Consider the following 18,702-nt stretch of genomic DNA (forward strand, 5'->3'; position numbering starts at 1 on the left):
ACAAATCACTGTAAGGAAGATGTCTCCCCGGCTGCTTCAAGCAGCAGATCGACTATATGGACGGCACGAACTTGTCCTGCCAGGTTTTCCCGTTCAATCCCGAGCTTCATTTGCAGCAGGCAGCCGGGATTAGCTGTGACAATGGTTGCCGCATGCGTTTCTTTTGCTTGTTTCATTTTATAATCGAGTATTTGCATCGACATTTCTGATTCGACAATATTATAGATGCCAGCCGATCCACAGCAGCGATCCGCATCTTTCATTTCCCGGTATTCTGTCCCTTTAATTGCCTGGATCAGCTTGCGCGGGGCGGACGCAGTTTTCATGACGTTGCGCAAATGACAGGAGTCTTGATACGTAATCACTTGATGTGGCAATTCGAGCTTCACTTTTTTGTGAAACTCCAATTCAGCAAGTATTTCAGTCACATCCTTTAGCTTCATTGAGAAATCGCGGGCCCGTTCCTCCCAGTCGGGGTCGTCTTTTAACAAATGGCCGTAATCGACGAGGAACGCTCCGCATCCGCCAGCATTTGTGATGATATAATCAACGTTTAAGTCTTCAAAGGCTTTAATATTTCTTTTTGCAAGCTCCCTGGCAGACGCCTTTTCACCACTGTGGCCGTGAAGGGCCCCGCAGCAGGCTTGTTCCTTTGGAATGACGATTTCACAGCCGGCAATCTGCAAAAGCTTCATTGTCGCATTATTTGTTTCCAAAAACATCGTGTCCATTAAGCATCCGGAAAAGAAGGCAACACGGCTTTTCGTATCGCCTTTAGCCGGCAGATGCTCAGGCCTGTTTTTCATTTCCGCTAAGCGCGGAACGTCCGGCAGTACTTTTTCCATCGTTGAGAGATTTTCTGGGAGCAGTTTTAATACACCCGTTCTTCGAGCGGCCTTCTGCAATCCTGATCTTTGATAAAATCCAAGCAGGCCCGTTAACGTTCTCATCCGGTTTTGATGCGGAAAAAGCCCGTCAAAGACTGCCTTTCGGACCGCCCGAACCGGTAATGAATGTTTTTTATTTTGGTTGATGATATCCCGGGCTTCTTCAAGCAAATGGCCGTATTTGACACCCGATGGGCAAACCGGCTCACATGCCCGGCAGCCAAGGCACATATCCAAAGATCTTTCGACATCCTCATCAGGTTCGATTAATCCATCGACAACCGCCTTCATCAAGGCAATTCTGCCGCGCGGCGAATGGGATTCCTTATAACCGGATTCAATGTAGGTGGGGCACGATGGCAGGCAGAACCCGCATCGCATACAGTTTAATAGTTCATCTTCATCCATTCGTTGCCGGAATTGCTGCTGAATCGCTTCCTGTTCAGTTCTTGTTGTCATTTTGTTACCACCACACGCTTCCTGCTGTCTTTAGCAAATACTTTTCCGGGATTTAATATGTTATTTGGGTCAAGTGCGGATTTGACCGCTTTCATCGCAGAAATCCCTTCTTTGCCAAGCTTCAACTCCAAATATGGGGCTTTCATCATCCCGACGCCGTGCTCCCCGGTAATCGTTCCGCCCAGTTCGATTGCTTTCATAAAAATTTCTTCAAATGCTTTTTCGACTCTTTCCATTTCCTCATGGTTTCTTGCGTCTGTCGGGCAGGTTGGATGGAGGTTGCCGTCTCCGGCATGGCCAAATGTACAAATTTTAACGTTATATTTTAACGCAATGTCATTAATGGCCTTAACCATATTGGCGATTTCGGAACGCGGAACAGTCGCATCTTCGAGGATCGTTGTCGGCTTCAGGCGGGCTAAAGCGGACAGGGCGGCGCGCCGGGCAGTGCGAAGCGCCTCAGCCTCAAACTCTGTTTCTGCCACTTCAACTGAGACGGCATGCTCCTGCTTGCAAATTTCGGTCATCCGCAAAATATCGCGGTCGACGACTTCTGCGGGGCCATCCTGTTCAATGAGAAGCACGGCTTTCACGTCAGTCGGCAAGCCGACTTGGGCGTGGGCTTCAACTACCTCCAGTGTAGGCTGGTCAAGAAATTCAAGCGTCGTTGGAATAATTTTGTTGGCGATAATCTTTGACACTGTTTTGGCAGCCGCTTCAATATCCTGGTACAGTGCCAGCATCGTCTTTTTCGTTTCCGGCATTGGGACAAGCTTGAGTGTCGCTTGCGTAATGATGCCAAGCGTCCCTTCAGAACCAACAAAAAGACGGGTGAAATCATAGCCGGCAACATCCTTTGCCAATTTTCCTCCGGTCCGGATAATTTCCCCATTTGCAAGCACGATTTCCAGGGCAATCACGTAGTCTCTTGTGACACCGTATTTTAACCCGCGCAGCCCGCCTGAGTTTTCGTTTATATTTCCGCCGATCGTCGAGATTTTCATTGAACTCGGATCAGGCGGGTAAAATAAACCTTTTGCCTCAACAGCATTGATTAAATCCAGGGTGATAACTCCCGGTTCAACCGTAACGGTCAAGTTTTCTTCATCAATCTCGATAATTTTGTTTAAATGTTTAAAAAGAAGAACAATTCCTCCTTCTGTCGGGCAGGTTCCGGCGCACAGGTTTGTGCCCGATCCCCGCGGTACGATAGGAATCCGGGCTGAATTGCATATTTTTACGATCTCGGCAACTTCGCTTGTGTTCCGCGGGCTTATGACAGCATCCGGCATCGACTGAAAATTGGGCGTTGCATCGTAAGAATAAACTAAGCGGCCTGCTTTGGAATCATCGTAATTTTCTGATCCGACAATGTCGAGCAGCTGGTTTTTTGTTTCAGTTGTAATCACTGATCTCTCTCCCCCCAAAAAAACATTAAAACGCTTTCAATTTTACTTAGCTGTTTAACCAATATTCTCAATTTTAAGTATAAAAAAAGCGGGAAAGTCCCGCTATGGATTTATATCTGAATATTATGGTGAATTTTTTTATATTTTTGTATGTTCGTCCAAAATCACGATCGCCAAAAACAGCGACAATAAATCCTCAATCGATGAAGGATCAAGCCCGGTTAAATCATTGATTTTTTTAAGCCGGTAGTGCAGCGTATTGATATGAATATGCAGGGCCGCAGCAGTATTTTTCAAGGAGTGGTTTTGTCGAAACAACTCTTTCAGGGTTAGCAAAAGTTCTTCCTCATCCAGGAGCGGATTTATTGTTCGCTGCAAAAACGCTGACTTTGTCTCGCTTTTTATGTCATCCAGGATCATTTCAAAAGTTAAATCCTCATCAAAAACGACCGTTTCCTTCACCAGTGCCGATTTTAACGCTCTAAGCGCCTGCCGGTACGAGTGATGAATCTGGCCGGGAGCTGCCCGCTGGCCGACACCAATTAAAATAGAAGCACCATATTGTTTTTTCCAAAAATGCTCCGCCTTAGAAATCTTTTGTTTTAAGGAGTGGTTTGAGCTTTCCGCCGACAGCCACAAAATCCGTTCATTGCCCCATCTGATGATGATGTCGTCTGCGATATCTTCGTTGAGGCTTTTAAGTGACTGCCCGAGCTCCCGCTGGCTGATCGATTCCGGCAGGCGGATTTCTCCGAGCAGCACTCTCCTTGGAATCGTGACGTCTATATGTAAAAGCTTCGCCCGGTCCAAAAAGGATGAATCCCATTCGTGAATCTGCATCCAGTCAAATACGAATGCTTCCATCGCCCTTGATTGAATTTCCAGTTGTTCTGCATAGTAGTTTTCACTGATTAGCAGCTCGGTCATCTTGCGGATAATTTCTCCAAATGGGGAAACTTTGTCGGGATTACCGGTAATGCCAATGATGCCGATGACTTCTTTTTTGAAAAATATCGGCAGGTTGATTCCGGCTTTAACCCCCGTTAACCTTGTTTCATCTTCTTTTGTAATGATCCGCTTTGCTTTCCGTTTAAAAACCAAAAACGCTCCTTCGTGAAACGTTCCGACCCTTACAGGATCGGTGCTTGCAATAATCGTTCCATCTGGATTGGCCACAATGATATCCTCATTTAATAGCTTTCTTACTTCGATGATAATTTTTTCGGCAAGCCCCGGCAATAACATAGCATATCCTCCCAGTGTTCTTAAAACTATTATAAAGATTATAAGAAAATCATGCTATTGTCCTGATATTGCTTTTCAAATTCGGGTATTTTCTTTATGATAAGGGTTGGGAAAATGTCGAAAGGACAAACGTGAAATGTGGAATAAGGTACAAAAAAGACTTGACAAAATCACACCTGCTCGGGCAATTGTCAGCTATTATTTTCTGGCGGTCAGCGTCTCTGTCCTGTTGTTAAGCATACCGGCAGTCTTTCAGCCGGGTGTTTCCATCAGCTTTGTTGACACAGTTTTTACAGCAGTCAGCGCGGTGAGTGTAACAGGGCTTGCCGTTTTTGATATTTCGGAAACGTATAGCGTTTTCGGTATTTTTATGTTGATGTTTGTCCTCCAATTCGGTGGTATTGGAGTGATGACACTCGGAACATTCTTCTGGCTGCTGCTTGGGAAGAAGATAGGGCTGAGGGAACGCAGATTAATTATGACCGATCATAATCAAGCCAACCTGGCAGGTGTTGTTAACTTAATAAAGGAAATTTTAACGATTATTCTTTTAATCGAATTGATCGGCACTTTAGTTTTGGGATTATATTTTTTAAAATATTACCCGACGTGGGGGGAGGCTTTTCTACACGGCCTTTTTGCAGCGGTCAGCGCGACAACAAATGGCGGTTTTGACATTACCGGCGCTTCGCTACAGCCATTTGCGGACGATTATTTTGTTCAAATCATCAACATTATCTTGATTACATTGGGGGCAATTGGGTTTCCTGTTTTAATCGAAGTGAAGGCCTATTTATTTCCGAAAAACAATGGGGGCAACTTCCGGTTTTCCCTGTTCACAAAGCTGACAACGGTCACTTTTGCAGCTCTACTGTTCGGCGGTACATTGCTGATCTTAATCATTGAAAGCCAACATTACTTTGAGGGTGTCTCCTGGCATAAATCGTTCTTTTATGCCTTCTTCCAGTCGGCTTCGACGCGGAGCGGGGGACTCGCCACCATGGATGTCAGTGAATTTGCGGTCCCGACCTTGCTGATTATGTCTCTTTTAATGTTTATCGGTGCTTCGCCAAGCTCCGTCGGTGGAGGAATAAGAACGACCACCTTTGCCTTGAATATCTTATTTGTTTACCACTTTGCGAAAGGCAACCGCAGCATTAAAATTTTCAAACGTGAGATTTTCGAGGAAGACATTATCAAATCATTGGCCGTTACGATGCTGGCAATGATTCTATGTTTAATGTCACTCGTTATTTTATCGATTACCGAACAGCACCATAGCCTGCTTGAAATTTTGTTCGAAATTTGCTCAGCGTTTGGGACAACAGGCTTATCAATGGGAATTACTCCGGATTTATCGACACTGGGAAAATGCATTATTATGGCGCTGATGTTCATTGGCAGAATTGGCTTAATTTCATCTTTATTTTTACTTGGCGGTACAGAAAAAAAGGCAAAATACCATTTTCCAAAGGAAAAAGTAATTATTGGTTAAATGAATTTCATAAGCAATGCATTAATTGATAAACGAAAGTTATTCAAAATTGATATAGTATTATTCGTTTCCGTACAGAATACTCCTGTTTATTTTAGACAATTGAGGTTTAGCTTATTACATTGCGAAAATTTACTCGGTTAATAAAGAAATTCTGGGCGAGTACCCGGGATTTCTTTTTTATTTTTTCTATGGTAAAAGATGATACATATCTTTTCCACGGAAGCTAAAAATAGGACTGACAAGGTTGAATGAATATCGCGAATCCAAAACGCCGAGTGTAGTGCTGGTAGAGCAATGCGTGTAAATATCCGCATGAATGTTCAGGGATTTCTTCGTTACATTGCAGGCAAAAATATATGGTCAAACAGAGGAGGGCGGGAGTAAATGAAAAAAAGCAGCGATAAACAAGCACAACAAGCCAATGTTGAATTCGGAAGCGAATTTGGGGATATAAATGCAAGCAAAATATACGAAATTCCTTTTATGAATGATAAGAAAAGCACGAAGGAAAACAAGAAGAGGAACTAATAATAAAAAGGTCTTGAGCCGATATTAGCACTCAAGACCTTCAGGACGTTTTAATTGGAACCATTTAGAAGCTTTTTTTTACAGGTGAAGACAGATGCTCTCTCTTCAGTTGCTGAAAAGTAGACCAGCAGCATGCTGGGCTCAAGCTCGATCTCGGCGGTTATTAAATATTTTTCAAGGTTAAATGGGATTTCTTCAAGCATCGTATGCTTATAAAGCTCTTTTTCCTGAAGACTGAGCTCCAGATAGCCCTTTCCAAGCAAGCCGGGCTTTTGCAGCAATTCCTTGTAAATGGCGGTTCGTTCCGCCTTTTCAAATGAAGCCTGCCACCACGGTTTCCTTGGCTTATATTTGTGATTTGATAAATAGTCATATTTCATTAAACCTTCAATAATTTCGAGTTGGCTCAAGTTTTTATATTGCAAAAACTGCCTGAGCCTGTTAAAAAGATCCTCGAGCTGATGCCCGATCCGTTCCCAGCCTTGTTCTTCCCAATACGAACCGAATTGCTGGAAGAACTCAAAAGGAGACGAAAATACCTTTGAAACGAGATATTCAATTGTCTCGTCCATCCGGTGGTCATTCCAAAACTTTTCAAGTACATCTTCGACTTGCTTGATGCGAATAATATCGTTAAAGGACAGGACATTATTTCCCAAAATTTCATATGGAGAATGGTCCATATATACATATTGATGCTGATCAGCCCGCAATCGCAGACCGGTTCCGCGCAGCATTTTTAAAAAGCCGAGCTGAAGCTCTTCCGGTCTGAGGGCGAACACATCATTAAAGGTAGTTGAGAAAGTAGCGTAATCTTCTTCCGGAAGCCCGGCAATTAAATCGAGATGCTGGTCGATTTTCCGGCCATCTTTTACCATTGTGACAGTTCGGGACAGCTTTTCGAAATTTTGCTTTCTCATGACGAGCTCGTTCGTGTAGTCATTGGTTGACTGGACACCTATCTCGAAGCGGAATAAACCTGGCGGCGCTTCGCGGTTTAGAAAATCAATCACCTCAGGGCGCATGATATCCGCGGTAATTTCAAATTGAAAGACAGTCCCAGGCAGATGCTCATCAATTAAGAATTGAAACATGTCCATTGCATAGCTGCGGCTGATATTAAAAGTCCGGTCAACAAATTTAATCGTTTTCGCTCCATGCTTCATTAAATAACGGATATCGTCTTTGACTTTTTCACGGTCAAAATAACGGACACCGACTTCAATTGAAGAAAGGCAAAATTGGCAACTGAACGGGCAGCCTCGGCTCGTTTCAATATAAGTTACCCTTTTTGAGAAATGGCGAATATCCTCTTCAAACCGGAACGGGGACGGCAGCTCCCGCAGGTCTAATTTGTTTCGCTGCGGGTTGATGACCGTTTTGCCACCATTCCTGTATGCAAGAGCGGGAACCTTTGAAAAATCCCCAGAGCCGTTAAGCTCAGTTAACAATTGTTTGAATGTTTCTTCCCCTTCGCCAACGACAATAAAGTCAAATTCAGCGTTTTCGTTCATCCATTCATGCACATCATAGGTTACCTCCGGACCGCCGACAACGATCTGGATAGATGGATTGATTTTCTTGATCATTTTGATCACTTTGATAGTTTCTTCTATATTCCAAATATAACAGCTAAACCCGATAAGATCAGGCTCTTTGCGAATAAGGTCCGTAACAATGTTCATAATCGGGTCTTTGATCGTGTATTCAGTTAGTTGCACGTCAAACTCAGGACGGGCGTAAGCTTTTAAATAACGAATCGCAATATTTGTGTGAATATATTTCGCGTTTAAAGTTGTACAGACAATATTCATGCTCGGTTTTCAGACTCCTTTTCAGAGTTAAGGCTATTTAGTTGAAACAACTGTTTATTATATAGTATTGTTCACAAAAAAGGTATAGCAAAAACATAGCAGCCCGCATGCAAAAAGCCCTCCTAATCGGAGGGCTTTCGCATTTGTGATTTACAGTTTTACAATCATTTAAGGGATCATCCAGGAAAGGATGCCATTTTGCAAGAACGTCAATATTCCAATTAACATGACTAGGAAAAGACTGTGCTTGATTGTGAAGCGGAATAAATCTGATTCCTTTCCGGCCAGACCAACTGCCGCGCATGCAACTGCGATCGACTGCGGGGAAATCATCTTCCCGGTAACGCCACCCGACGAGTTCGCGGCAACGGCGAGAATAGGATCCATACCAACTGAAGTTGCGGTCACTTTTTGGAGATTTCCAAACAGCAGGTTCGCCGACGTATCGGAGCCGGTTATAAATACCCCGAGCCAACCAAGGAATGGCGAGAAGAATGGGAACAAAAAGCCTGTTTTTGCCAGCGTCATCCCTAAAGTGGTGCTCATTCCTGACGCATTCGTGACATAAGCAAAACCAACAACCGAACCAATTGTAATCACTGGATACTTGAGCTCATTTAACGTTTCACCGAATGTTCCGATCCAATCCTTCCAGGCAATCCCCACTATATATTTAGTAATAATCGTTGCGATGAGAATCGCTGTACCGGCAGCACCCAAAAATTCCAGTTTGTAGAGAGCGGCAATTTCTGATCCTGCTCCACTTATAATTCGGTTATGGAGCAACGGAACTTCAGGCATCAAGGTTAAAGCGTTTCCAATTGAATTTATCGCTTTTAACACCGCGTTTGTACCCTCATAATGACCCGTTAACGCCAGCTTCAGCGTTGGAATTCCCCACAATGAAATAACCGCTGTTAGTACAAGGAAAGGAGACCATGCTTTGAAAATTTGTCCTCCTGTATAGGAAATCCGCTTATCAACAGGCTTCTTCACAGCAGAGGCAGCTGCCATTTCCTGCTCAGCAGAAAATCGGAAAATTGTTTTTGGTTTCCAAAACTTTAAGAAAATAGCTAATGCAAACAATGACACCAATGCAGATAAAATATCCGGAAGTTCAGGTCCTAAAAAGTTAGAAGACAAATACTGGGTAACAGCAAAAGAAACGCCGGATACGAGAATGGCAGGCATAATTTCCAACGCTTTTTTAAATCCTGCCATAATAACTACTAAATAGAAAGGTATAAAAACAGACAAGAATGGTAATTGTCTGCCAACCATCTTTGAAATTTCCATCGCCGGAATTCCTGTTGGACCTTCTACAGCAATAATTGGAATTCCGATCGCACCAAATGCAACAGGCGCTGTATTGGCAATTAAACACAGCCCGGCGGCATAAAGCGGGTTAAATCCAAGTCCGACAAGCAAAGCTGCCGATATCGCTACTGGTGCACCAAAGCCTGCAGCACCTTCCAGAAATGCCCCGAATGAGAACGCTACCAAAAGTGCCTGTAAACGCCTGTCTTCCGTAATCGACAGGACTGAATTGCGGATAATTTCAAACTGTCCAGTCTTCACAGTTAATTTATAAAGAAATACTGATGTAATGATGATCCAGCCAATTGGCAGAATCCCATATGCTGCACCCTGTGTAGCTGACATAAAAGCCATTCCGGCCGGCATTTTAAATGCAATGACCGCCACTGCCAGCGCAACGAGCAATGTCGTCAGCCCAGCCACATACCCCTTCATACGTTTAATGGCAAGCGCCCAAAAGAAATAGACGATTGGAATTAAAGCGACTACGGCGGAAAGGGCGAGACTATCCCTTACCGGTGTGAAATTTTGTACAAATGTCATAGCATTACCCCCATGTTGATCATTTTCAGTCTTTAACAATTAATTCTCCCATAAAAATTTCCTTGAAGAAATCGCTTTCAATAATACGGTTAGCAAGTGATTAGGTCATCTGATGACCAGAAAGCGAAACCTATTGAGACAAATTATAGAGTTGAATCTATAAAAAAACAATATGTTTTTTCATTTTTTTGAATTTTAAAATTTGATTAATAGATTCGTATTTTTTTTGTTTAAGAATGTCACAATAGAGACATAAATGTATAATAAAAGTTAAAAGGAAACGGTGAAACGGGGACAAGGGAAAATGAGCAATATTAATTACAAGAAAATAAAGCCGAAGAAGATTTATGAAGAAGTGGCTGAAGCAATTCATGAAATGATTCGCCAGGGACAATTAAAACCGGGAGACAGACTTGATTCTGTTCAACAACTGTCAGAAAATTTCCAAGTCGGACGTTCGGCAATCCGTGAAGCTTTATCGGCCTTAAGGGCGATTGGTCTTGTTGAAATGAGGCAGGGGGAAGGAACTTATGTAAAAGAATTCGAGGCGGCTCAAATAAACTTTCCGCTATCTACAGCGATTTTGATGAACAAAAAAGATGTTGCCCACTTGTTGGGAGTGCGAAAGATATTGGAAGCCGGGGCCGCAGCCGCAGCCGCTGTTCAAAGAACGAATGAAGATCTGGCTGCGTTATCACATGCACTGGACGAAATGAAACAAGCCCATGGCAACGAAGAGTTAGGTGAAAAAGCCGACCTCGAATTTCACCTTGCACTGGCGGCAGCTTCACAAAATCCGCTATTGGCAAGCCTGATGAGTCATGTTTCCGGTTTGATGGTGGAAACGATGAAAGAAACACGCAGGCTCTGGCTCTTTTCCAGGCAAACGACCACTGAACTGCTGTACAATGAGCACCTCGCTATCTTCGAAGCAGTTAAAAACCAGGAGGAGGAAGCAGCAAGGAGTACGATTCTAGCCCATTTAAACAATGTCGAAACGATTCTGAGCAAATACTGGCAAGAAACCGGCACGATGGAAAGGGATGACGTGATCTAATGCAACGAAGTTTTTCATCGCCTAAAAAAAATTACATAAGGGAAAAAATTAATGGCCCAACACACTATACATTTATTAATCGGTCTCGTTTTTTCTGATTATTTGCAGTTTTTTAAAAATCATTAAATAAAACCCTTTCATGATTATTTCGTTTTGTAGTACTATACGATTAATAGTTTATTTCAAGCTAGTCATCAGATGACCGGCTGATTAGTTCATTAAAAGAATGAGAGTAGAATGGAAGTTTACTATATGAGGAGATGGAAGAATGAAGGTTACCCTATTTGCTACTTGCCTGGTTGATATGTTTCAGGGCGATGTCGGGAAAGCGACAGTAGAAGTGTTGGAACGGCTTGGCTGTAAGATTGATTTTCCCGAATCTCAAGTGTGCTGCGGCCAGCCTGCCTATAATAGCGGCTATGTGAAGGAATCAAAGGAAGCGATGAAACGAATGATCGCATCGTTTCAGGATGCAGAATATGTTGTTTCGCCTTCAGGATCATGCGCTGCGATGTTTAAGGAATATCCGCATATCTTTAAAGATGATCCAGTTTGGGGGCCAAAAGCACAGGCGCTTTCTGATAAAACGTATGAATTGACGGAATTTATCGTTGATGTTTTGCAGGTGGAGAATGTCGGGGCACGGCTAAGCGGGAAAGGAACCTTCCATACCTCCTGTCATATGACAAGACTGTTGGGCGTAAAAGAGGCCCCTATCAAACTATTAAAAAATGTGGAAGGGTTGGAATTTACGGAGCTGCCAGGCAAGGAAAACTGTTGCGGGTTCGGCGGAACGTTTTCCGTGAAAATGGCGCAAATTTCTGAGCAGATGGTAGATGAAAAAGTATGCCATGTTGAAGAAACTGGAGCAGAATACTTAATTGGTGCAGATGCTGGCTGTTTAATGAATATCGGGGGACGGATTGACAGAAAAGGGGTACCGGTCAAGGTTCTGCATATTGCCGAAGTACTGAACAGCAGATAGAAGATTTTAAGAGAATCTGACCTGAGATTAGCTTCGAATGGAGGGGTAAAGAAAATGGCAATGAAAATCGGTACAGATAAATTTAAAGAGCGCGTCGAAACAGGAATAAATAATTCGTTCATGCGCGGCGCGGTGGCAGCTGCCCAGGAACGGTTTCAGACAAGGCGGCTTGCAGCAGCAGAGGAGCTCGGAAATTGGCAGGAGTGGCGGTCACTCGGTGAAGAAATTCGCCAGCATGTTCTTGAAAATTTAGATTATTATTTATATGAATTGAGTGAAAATGTCGCAAAAAGGGGCGGACATGTCTTTTTCGCCCGGACTGCGGAAGAAGCAAACCAATATATTAAAGATGTTGTTATTGAAAAAAAGGCAAGGAAAGTTGTTAAATCGAAATCGATGGTAACTGAAGAAATCAGTTTAAACGCCTGTCTTGAGGATGCAGGCTGCCAGGTCATCGAAACGGATCTTGGCGAGTATATTCTCCAGATCGACGATCACGATCCTCCTTCCCATATCGTCACGCCTGCACTACATAAGAATAAGGAGCAGATCAGGGATGTTTTTGCAGAAAAGCTAAACTATAAAAATACGGAAAAACCTGAAGAGCTTGCCCTGCACGCCAGAGAAATGCTGCGCCAGGAATACTTAAGTGCCGATTTAGGGATAACAGGCTGTAATTTTGCCGTTGCCGAAACAGGTTCAATCAGCCTTGTCACCAATGAAGGCAACGCTGACCTTGTAACGGCACTTCCGAAAACACAAATCACGGTAATGGGAATGGAACGGCTCGTTCCTACATTTGAAGAAATGGAAGTGCTTGTCAGCTTGCTGACAAGAAGTGCTGTCGGACAAAAGTTGACAAGCTATATCACGGTTCTCACTGGTCCAAAAGAAGAATTGGACGTTGACGGTCCTGAAGAATTTCACCTCGTCATTGTCGATAATGGCAGATCAAAAATTTTGGGCGGTGAGTTCCAATCCGTGCTGCAATGCATTCGCTGTGCAGCTTGTGTGAACGCCTGCCCGGTCTACCGTCATGTCGGCGGTCATTCGTATGGCTCAATTTACTCGGGGCCGATCGGTGCTGTATTGTCACCGCTGCTTGGCGGCTATGACGAATACAAAGAGCTCCCATATGCATCCACGCTATGCGCCGCTTGTACGGACGCCTGCCCGGTGAAAATTCCGCTGCATGAGCTGCTTCACAAACACCGCCAGATCATTGTGGAGCGGGAAGGGCGCGCACCAATTTCTGAGAAGCTTGCCATGAAAGCATTCGGCCTTGGGGCAGCGTCGCCTTCCTTGTATAAAATCGGCTCGAAAATGGCTCCTGTTGCCATGAATCCTTTTACAGCAGGAGATAAAATTTCAAAAGGACCGGGCCCTTTAAAAGCATGGACAGAGGCCCGTGAATTTCCGGCACCTAACAAGGAGCGGTTCCGTGACTGGTTTAAAAATCGTGACAAAGGGGGGAACCATTGATGAAGGGATTGATTCATAACCGCGATTCATTTCTCGCTGCAGTTGCCGAGCGGCACGGTCGGGCACCAAATACGAAAGAAGTGGCCAGGCCGAAATGGTCATGGCAGCCCCAGGACGCCGTTTTAAAAGAAGCCAACGCAGATGAGCTGCTTGAGGCCCTTAAAACGCAATGCATGGTTATTCATACCGATCTGGTTGTGACGAACTCAGATAGGTTACAAGAAACGCTGAAAGATATTGTTTCAAATTATGGCGGCGGACCGATCATCGCCTGGAAGGACGAGCGCTTTAATGAATATGGTGTGTCATCTTTACTAGAGGCGGAATGGCCTTCAGAAGGTGTCCCGGTCCATATATGGGATTCGGAAATCGGTGCGCAAAATATTCAATTTGCCGAAAAAGCCAATATCGGTTTAACAATCAGCGATATAACCCTCGCAGAATCCGGCACGGCTGTATTGTTCAGCAGCAAAGATAAAGGGAGGACAGTAAGCTTTTTGCCAACGTGCTCGGTGATTCTTATCCCAAAAAGCAGCCTCGTGCCGCGGATGACTCAAGCAGCGCGAAAGATGCGCGAAAAAGTGGCGAACAGGGAACTGATTCCGTCATGCGTGAACTTTATTACTGGTCCAAGCAATTCCGCCGATATTGAAATGAATCTAGTAGTCGGCGTGCATGGCCCTGTTAAAGCAGCTTATATTGTGATTGATGATTTGTAAAAACAAGCCGCCTGCAATTTTTTGCAGGCGGCTTATCCGTTCTGAAGCTTTTTTTTGTAAAATCTCAACGCGGAAAAAAATCTAACCGACAGCCTCTTCAGGCTGGAAAGCCTTAATTCAATGAAAGGCTGGGCAAAGGATGTGGCTATTTTACTTGATAGTAACAAAGTAAGCAGTAACGAAACTGCAGCTAGCAGCAAATAACTTTCCGGTTCTGTAAAGTAATCTTGTACGGAACTTTCTCTGAACGTTTTGACAAAAAAACCATGCAGCAAATAAACGTATAATGTATTTTTGCCTAGATTTGTAAAAAAGTATTGCTTCCTTGGCACGAAAGCTAAAAAGCTGAAAACCATTACCAAACTTAACAAATAAAACCCAAACCTTTTCCCCATCGCAGCAAGGGAAGCAGCCCCCATTTCCCCGTAAGGCTTTGAGCCGAGGAGCCACTGATAGTTAATGTCCGGATTTAAATAAAACCAGACAAACACAATCACAAAGGAAAGAGCTGCAACACTTCTCATCTTCACATTAAAAAGAGATGAAAGATGCTCTTTCTTTAAATAGTAGCCGAGTAAAAAAAGCGGAAAAAACACAAACGTTCTCGACAGGCTTAAATAGTTGGAAATGAAATCGATATAGCCGATTGCAAGCGCAATTGCCAGGGAAACTGAAATCGCTGCTGCTGCTTTCACTTTCGAAAAACCAAGCAGCATAATATTCCAGAAAAACAGGCTGACCAAAAACCATAAAGACCAGTGCGGATCAAGTGGATCAACGGTTAAATGCGACTGGCCATATAAATAGTAGTAATAGACTGAATAAATCAACTGGAAAATTAAATAGGGCAAAATTAATTTTTTAGTGATTTTCCGCAAATAACCTTTTTGATAGAAGCCTTTTGCAAAAAAACCGGAAACCAAAATAAATGCCGGCATATGGAAAGTGTAGATTGCTTTATATAACGCATAAATGGTTTCGTTATCTGCAATGAATGATTGAAGCAAATGCCCGAAAACGACGAAAAAGATTAAGATAAATTTCGCGTTGTCAAAATAATAATTTCGTTTATTCATAAGATCCTCCCGAATTTTTGACCCCCCGAAAGCATCTAAATTTATTTACCCACCTTACTATAAATCAAACTAAAAAAAGCGTGTTAATTTATGGATCTTTCTAAGTAGTTTCTGTATTAATACAATATTAAGTCTGTTATACAACTGGAGATTACGCTTACATAATTAACAGAGTTGGATTTATTTCGTTTTTAAAAAATCTGTTTCATAAAAAATATGAAGATGTTTGATATTTGTCACAGCGATAAGCTGAAAAGTCCATTAAAATGACAAAAGAGCAGTGTAAAATTCACAATCAAGATCTTTTGAAAGAATGGGGAGGGGAAACATGGCTACATTACCGAAACAAAATGAACTGGGTTTTTTTGAAATCAGGCTTGAATCGATTGGCGGTCTGGGGGCAAATCTTGCCGGAAAAATGTTGGCCGAAGCAGGAGTGCTGGGCCTCGGGCTAAATGGGGCAAACTTTTCTTCGTATGGCTCAGAGAAGAAAGGATCGCCTGTGAAAAGCTTTATCCGCTTCTGTGAACCGCATGTTGAAATTCGCGATCACAGCCCGATTGAACAGCCACATGTGATTGGCGTCTTCCATGAAGCGCTCTACAAAACCGTCGATGTTGTCAGCGGTTTAGGGCCGGAAGGGATTGTTTTAGTCAACTCGGTACGGTCATTCGAGGAAATAAAGGAAGATCTTCAGCTTGAACACGGTACATTGGCGATTGTCGATGCGCTCAGGATTGCGGTTGAAGAAAAAACAAAAGTAAACACGGCAATGCTCGGAGCCTTATTCAAAATTTGTGATTTTCTCGACGCAAATGCGATGCGAAATGTGATACGCAAAACGTTTGAAAAAAAATACCCGCAGCTTGTTGAGCCAAATATCCGTACTTTTAACAGAGGCTATGAAGAAGTTCAATTCAAAACGATTCCAGCGCCGGCCAATGCCGAATCGAAAGCTTTCTCAAGGGCTGCTCCTTTATTGGGATATCAAACTCAGGAAATGGGCGGGATTGTTACTGCCCAAGCCAATAGCATTGTGAAGGATTTAAGCGGCTCACGGCAGGGATTTCTTCCGAAGTTTGTACGAGAGGAATGCATAAATTGCGCAGCCTGTGATACTGTTTGTCCTGATTTTTGCTTTGTCTGGTCGTCTGAGACTGACAAGCGGGGCAGGCCGCAAATGATTTTAACGGGTATTGACTATCAATATTGCAAAGGCTGCCTGAAATGTGTGGAGGCATGTCCAACAACGGCATTAAGCGAGCTGCGTGAGACGGCCCAATACGCTCAAATAAACCGCGTTAAACAAAACTTTCCTTATGTGAATGGAGGAATCGTCTAATGGCCATCATGGAACAAAACTTAAAACAGAACGGAACGGCAGAGCAGCTAACTACGTTTGAATCCGGCAATGAAATGGCAGCAATGGCAGCGGCGCAAATTAACTATCATATCATGGGTTATTTTCCGATTACACCTTCGACAGAGGTAGCCCAATATTTAGATCAAATGAAAGCCCGCGGTGAGCACGATATCCAATTAATCGCTGCCGACGGTGAACATGGCTCGGCAGGTATTTGCTATGGTGCAGCTGTAACGGGAGCCCGCGTCTTTAATGCGACGAGTGCGAACGGATTCATGTATATGCTTGAGCAGCTGCCAGTCCAATCGGGGACCCGTTTCCCAATGGTCATGAACTTGGTGACGCGCTCAATAAGCGGGCCGCTTGATATTCGCGGCGACCATTCCGATTTGTACTTCGCTTTAAATACAGGCTGGGTCATTCTTACAGCAAGAACACCCCAGGCGGTCTATGATATGAACATCATGGCTTTGAAAATTGCTGAACATTCAGAAGTCCGCCTTCCTGTCATCGTGGCCTATGATGGATTTTTTACATCCCACCAAAAAAGGAAGGTCAAATACTTTAAGGATCGGAAAGCAGTCCAGCAGTTTGTCGGGGAGTGCCCTGACAGCTATCATTTTGCAAGGGATCCGAAAAAACCGGTTACAATCGGTGCCCATATGAACGGCGATGATCTGCTCAATAACCATTTCCAGCAGTCAGAAGCGATGTACCGGGCTGGAGCAGTTTATGAAGAAGTAGCAGCTGAGTATGCCCAATTGTCCGGCAGAAAATATTCTGTTCTCGATTTATACGAAATGGAAGATGCAGAGGTAGCGCTATTTTTGCTGAATTCAGCTGCTGAATCGGCGAAGGATACGGTTGACAGGCTTCGCAAGCAAGGAATCAAAGCAGGAGTGATCAGCCCCAATATCATTCGCCCTTTTCCTGCAGAAGAAATCCGCCACGCATTGAAAGGAGTAAAAGCTCTGCTTGTTGGCGAAAGAGCAGATTCCTATGGTGCAAATGGTCCTAATCTGACTCATGAGGTTAAGTCGGCTCTGCAGGAAGATAAAGATAACAGTACGATTGTGTTAAGCAGAGTTTTTGGCCTTGGCGGAAAGGATTTTTATCCGGATGATGCCGAACAGTTTTTCAAATTTGCAATCGATGCAATCGAGAAAGGAAAAGCCGAAAAACCTTTTGATTACTACGGGCATGTACCCGGCGATCCGAATAAAATTCTCCAGCCGGTTATTAGCCCGCAGCACAGCGATGCTTATAAATCCGGATTGATTGAAGTGAAAAAAGATGAGGCCACCAATAAACTGAGAGTGAAAATACCGCCGTTAAGAGCGTTAACAGCCAAACCGAAGCGGCTTGCTTCCGGGCACGGGGCATGTCCCGGCTGTGGAATTTTCGGAGGTCTTGAACTGTTTTTTAAAGGAATTGAGGGAGATGTGGTCGTTTTATTCCAAACTGGTTGTGCTTATGTGGTGACGACCGCATATCCACATACTTCCCACAAACAAACGATGATCCACAACCTTTTCCAAAACGGCGCTGCCACCTTGTCAGGAACAGTTGAAGCTTTTCTGGAGTTGAAGCGAAGGGGAGAAATTAAAGTATCGGATGATGCGACCTTTGTGATGATTACCGGTGACGGAGGAATGGATATCGGGATGGGATCAGCGATTGGAACTGCTTTGCGAAACCATAAACTGATCATACTTGAGTATGATAATGAAGGGTACATGAATACGGGCTCGCAAATGTCTTATTCGACACCGCTGGGACACATGACAAGCACTTCCAATGTCGGGAAGAGCCAAAAGGGAAAGGCATTTCATCATAAAGATACAGCACAAATTATGGCAGCAGCGAACATCCCGTATGTTTTTACCGGAACAGAAGCATTTCCGCAGGACTTGATTAAAAAGGCTGCAAAAGCACAGTGGTATGCCCAAAATGTTGGCACAGTTTACGGGAAAATATTAATAACCTGTCCATTAAATTGGAAGTCTGATGACCGCCTTGGCGAAAAAATTGTCGAGGCTGCCGTTAATTCCTGTTTCTTTCCACTATATGAAGTCGAACAGGGAATCACGGCTATTACTTACGACCCTGACAAGAAAAATAAACGCATTCCTCTGTCAGAATGGTTAAAATTAATGGGGAAAACGAAGCATTTATTGAAGGAAGAAAACAAGCAATTGTTGGCAGACTTTGAAGAAGAAGTAGAAAAGCGCTGGCAGCGTTTATCAGCAAAGCATGAGAATATTTTACTGTAAAAAAATCAGGAGAAGCGATGCAGATAACGGCATCGCTTTTCTTCATT

14 protein-coding genes are annotated in these 18,702 nt (G+C 43.6%); 8 read left to right on the forward strand and 6 right to left on the reverse strand.

The features are described from left to right. Positions 1 to 5 precede the first annotated feature (5 nt). From CVD23_RS12500 to CVD23_RS12510, 3 genes are all read right to left on the reverse strand, one after another. On the reverse strand, positions 6 to 1,346 hold the full coding sequence (locus CVD23_RS12500; RefSeq protein WP_101577851.1) for a (Fe-S)-binding protein: 1,341 nt from the start codon (positions 1,344 to 1,346) through the stop codon (positions 6 to 8). Next, positions 1,343 to 2,755 carry a glycolate oxidase subunit GlcD gene (gene glcD / locus CVD23_RS12505; RefSeq protein ID WP_101666205.1) on the reverse strand — a complete coding sequence of 471 codons (1,413 nt, stop codon included), beginning with the start codon at positions 2,753 to 2,755 and terminating at the stop codon, positions 1,343 to 1,345. Before glcD ends, CVD23_RS12500 begins: the two co-directional genes overlap by 4 nt. 138 nt (positions 2,756 to 2,893) lie before the next feature. Further along, positions 2,894 to 4,000: a CdaR family transcriptional regulator gene (locus CVD23_RS12510; protein ID WP_101577853.1), complete on the reverse strand. Its 1,107-nt coding sequence runs from the start codon at positions 3,998 to 4,000 to the stop codon at positions 2,894 to 2,896. Positions 4,001 to 4,136: 136 nt separating this feature from the next. On the opposite strand from CVD23_RS12510, the gene CVD23_RS12515 reads away from it, so the two are divergent. After that, a complete protein-coding gene (locus CVD23_RS12515) occupies positions 4,137 to 5,495 on the forward strand; it encodes a TrkH family potassium uptake protein (protein WP_101577854.1) in 1,359 nt (452 codons plus the stop codon). A gap of 387 nt (positions 5,496 to 5,882) precedes the next feature. Further along, positions 5,883 to 6,026 (forward strand): hypothetical protein, encoded by a 144-nt coding sequence (locus CVD23_RS21990; protein ID WP_180955653.1) that lies wholly within the window; start codon positions 5,883 to 5,885, stop codon positions 6,024 to 6,026. Positions 6,027 to 6,076: 50 nt separating this feature from the next. Here the strand turns inward: CVD23_RS21990 and CVD23_RS12520 are convergent, their stop codons facing one another. Both CVD23_RS12520 and CVD23_RS12525 read right to left on the reverse strand, forming a co-directional pair. Further along, positions 6,077 to 7,840, reverse strand: a complete 1,764-nt coding sequence (locus CVD23_RS12520; protein WP_101666206.1) for a B12-binding domain-containing radical SAM protein — start codon at positions 7,838 to 7,840, stop codon at positions 6,077 to 6,079. A gap of 168 nt (positions 7,841 to 8,008) precedes the next feature. Continuing rightward, positions 8,009 to 9,700, reverse strand: a complete 1,692-nt coding sequence (locus tag CVD23_RS12525) for an L-lactate permease (RefSeq protein ID WP_101666207.1) — start codon at positions 9,698 to 9,700, stop codon at positions 8,009 to 8,011. A 313-nt stretch (positions 9,701 to 10,013) separates the two neighbouring features. Between CVD23_RS12525 and CVD23_RS12530 the strand changes: the two genes are divergently transcribed. The 4 genes from CVD23_RS12530 to CVD23_RS12545 all read left to right on the forward strand — a co-directional run bounded on the left by CVD23_RS12530 (position 10,014) and on the right by CVD23_RS12545 (position 13,943). After that, complete coding sequence (locus tag CVD23_RS12530) at positions 10,014 to 10,757, forward strand: FadR/GntR family transcriptional regulator (protein ID WP_373270867.1); 744 nt, start codon at positions 10,014 to 10,016, stop codon at positions 10,755 to 10,757. Between the two features lie 268 nt (positions 10,758 to 11,025). Further along, entirely contained in the window at positions 11,026 to 11,742 is a 717-nt protein-coding gene (locus CVD23_RS12535; RefSeq protein ID WP_101577858.1) for a (Fe-S)-binding protein, read from the forward strand. A gap of 54 nt (positions 11,743 to 11,796) precedes the next feature. After that, positions 11,797 to 13,224, forward strand: a complete 1,428-nt coding sequence (locus CVD23_RS12540) for a LutB/LldF family L-lactate oxidation iron-sulfur protein (RefSeq protein WP_101666208.1) — start codon at positions 11,797 to 11,799, stop codon at positions 13,222 to 13,224. Continuing rightward, the gene (locus CVD23_RS12545) at positions 13,224 to 13,943 is read left to right on the forward strand and encodes a LutC/YkgG family protein (protein WP_101666209.1); all 720 of its coding nucleotides are present in this window, start codon (positions 13,224 to 13,226) and stop codon (positions 13,941 to 13,943) included. The genes CVD23_RS12540 and CVD23_RS12545 overlap by 1 nt, the downstream gene beginning before the upstream one ends. 32 nt (positions 13,944 to 13,975) lie before the next feature. On the opposite strand, the gene CVD23_RS12550 is transcribed toward CVD23_RS12545, so the two are convergent. After that, on the reverse strand, positions 13,976 to 15,019 hold the full coding sequence (locus CVD23_RS12550) for an acyltransferase family protein (RefSeq protein ID WP_101666210.1): 1,044 nt from the start codon (positions 15,017 to 15,019) through the stop codon (positions 13,976 to 13,978). Between the two features lie 328 nt (positions 15,020 to 15,347). Between CVD23_RS12550 and CVD23_RS12555 the strand changes: the two genes are divergently transcribed. Both CVD23_RS12555 and CVD23_RS12560 read left to right on the forward strand, forming a co-directional pair. After that, on the forward strand, positions 15,348 to 16,361 hold the full coding sequence (locus CVD23_RS12555) for a 2-oxoacid:acceptor oxidoreductase family protein (RefSeq protein ID WP_101666211.1): 1,014 nt from the start codon (positions 15,348 to 15,350) through the stop codon (positions 16,359 to 16,361). Continuing rightward, complete coding sequence (locus tag CVD23_RS12560) at positions 16,361 to 18,655, forward strand: thiamine pyrophosphate-dependent enzyme (RefSeq protein ID WP_101666212.1); 2,295 nt, start codon at positions 16,361 to 16,363, stop codon at positions 18,653 to 18,655. The genes CVD23_RS12555 and CVD23_RS12560 overlap by 1 nt, the downstream gene beginning before the upstream one ends. The last annotated feature ends 47 nt before the right edge of the window (positions 18,656 to 18,702 follow it).

This window comes from Bacillus sp. V33-4 (assembly GCF_002860225.1).
GTDB classification, from domain to species: domain Bacteria; phylum Bacillota; class Bacilli; order Bacillales; family Cytobacillaceae; genus Bacillus_BJ; species Bacillus_BJ canaveralius.

What these genes read in the sequence shown, in the direction of transcription:
- CVD23_RS12500 (WP_101577851.1), bottom strand. Translation starts at nt 1,346, where the DNA reads ATGACAACAAGAACTGAACAGGAAGCGATTCAGCAGCAATTCCGGCAA.
- CVD23_RS12510 (WP_101577853.1), bottom strand. Translation starts at nt 4,000, where the DNA reads ATGTTATTGCCGGGGCTTGCCGAAAAAATTATCATCGAAGTAAGAAAG.
- CVD23_RS12515 (WP_101577854.1), top strand. Translation starts at nt 4,137, where the DNA reads ATGTGGAATAAGGTACAAAAAAGACTTGACAAAATCACACCTGCTCGG.
- CVD23_RS21990 (WP_180955653.1), top strand. Translation starts at nt 5,883, where the DNA reads ATGAAAAAAAGCAGCGATAAACAAGCACAACAAGCCAATGTTGAATTC.
- CVD23_RS12520 (WP_101666206.1), bottom strand. Translation starts at nt 7,840, where the DNA reads ATGAATATTGTCTGTACAACTTTAAACGCGAAATATATTCACACAAAT.
- CVD23_RS12525 (WP_101666207.1), bottom strand. Translation starts at nt 9,700, where the DNA reads ATGACATTTGTACAAAATTTCACACCGGTAAGGGATAGTCTCGCCCTT.
- CVD23_RS12535 (WP_101577858.1), top strand. Translation starts at nt 11,026, where the DNA reads ATGAAGGTTACCCTATTTGCTACTTGCCTGGTTGATATGTTTCAGGGC.
- CVD23_RS12540 (WP_101666208.1), top strand. Translation starts at nt 11,797, where the DNA reads ATGGCAATGAAAATCGGTACAGATAAATTTAAAGAGCGCGTCGAAACA.
- CVD23_RS12545 (WP_101666209.1), top strand. Translation starts at nt 13,224, where the DNA reads ATGAAGGGATTGATTCATAACCGCGATTCATTTCTCGCTGCAGTTGCC.
- CVD23_RS12550 (WP_101666210.1), bottom strand. Translation starts at nt 15,019, where the DNA reads ATGAATAAACGAAATTATTATTTTGACAACGCGAAATTTATCTTAATC.
- CVD23_RS12555 (WP_101666211.1), top strand. Translation starts at nt 15,348, where the DNA reads ATGGCTACATTACCGAAACAAAATGAACTGGGTTTTTTTGAAATCAGG.
- CVD23_RS12560 (WP_101666212.1), top strand. Translation starts at nt 16,361, where the DNA reads ATGGCCATCATGGAACAAAACTTAAAACAGAACGGAACGGCAGAGCAG.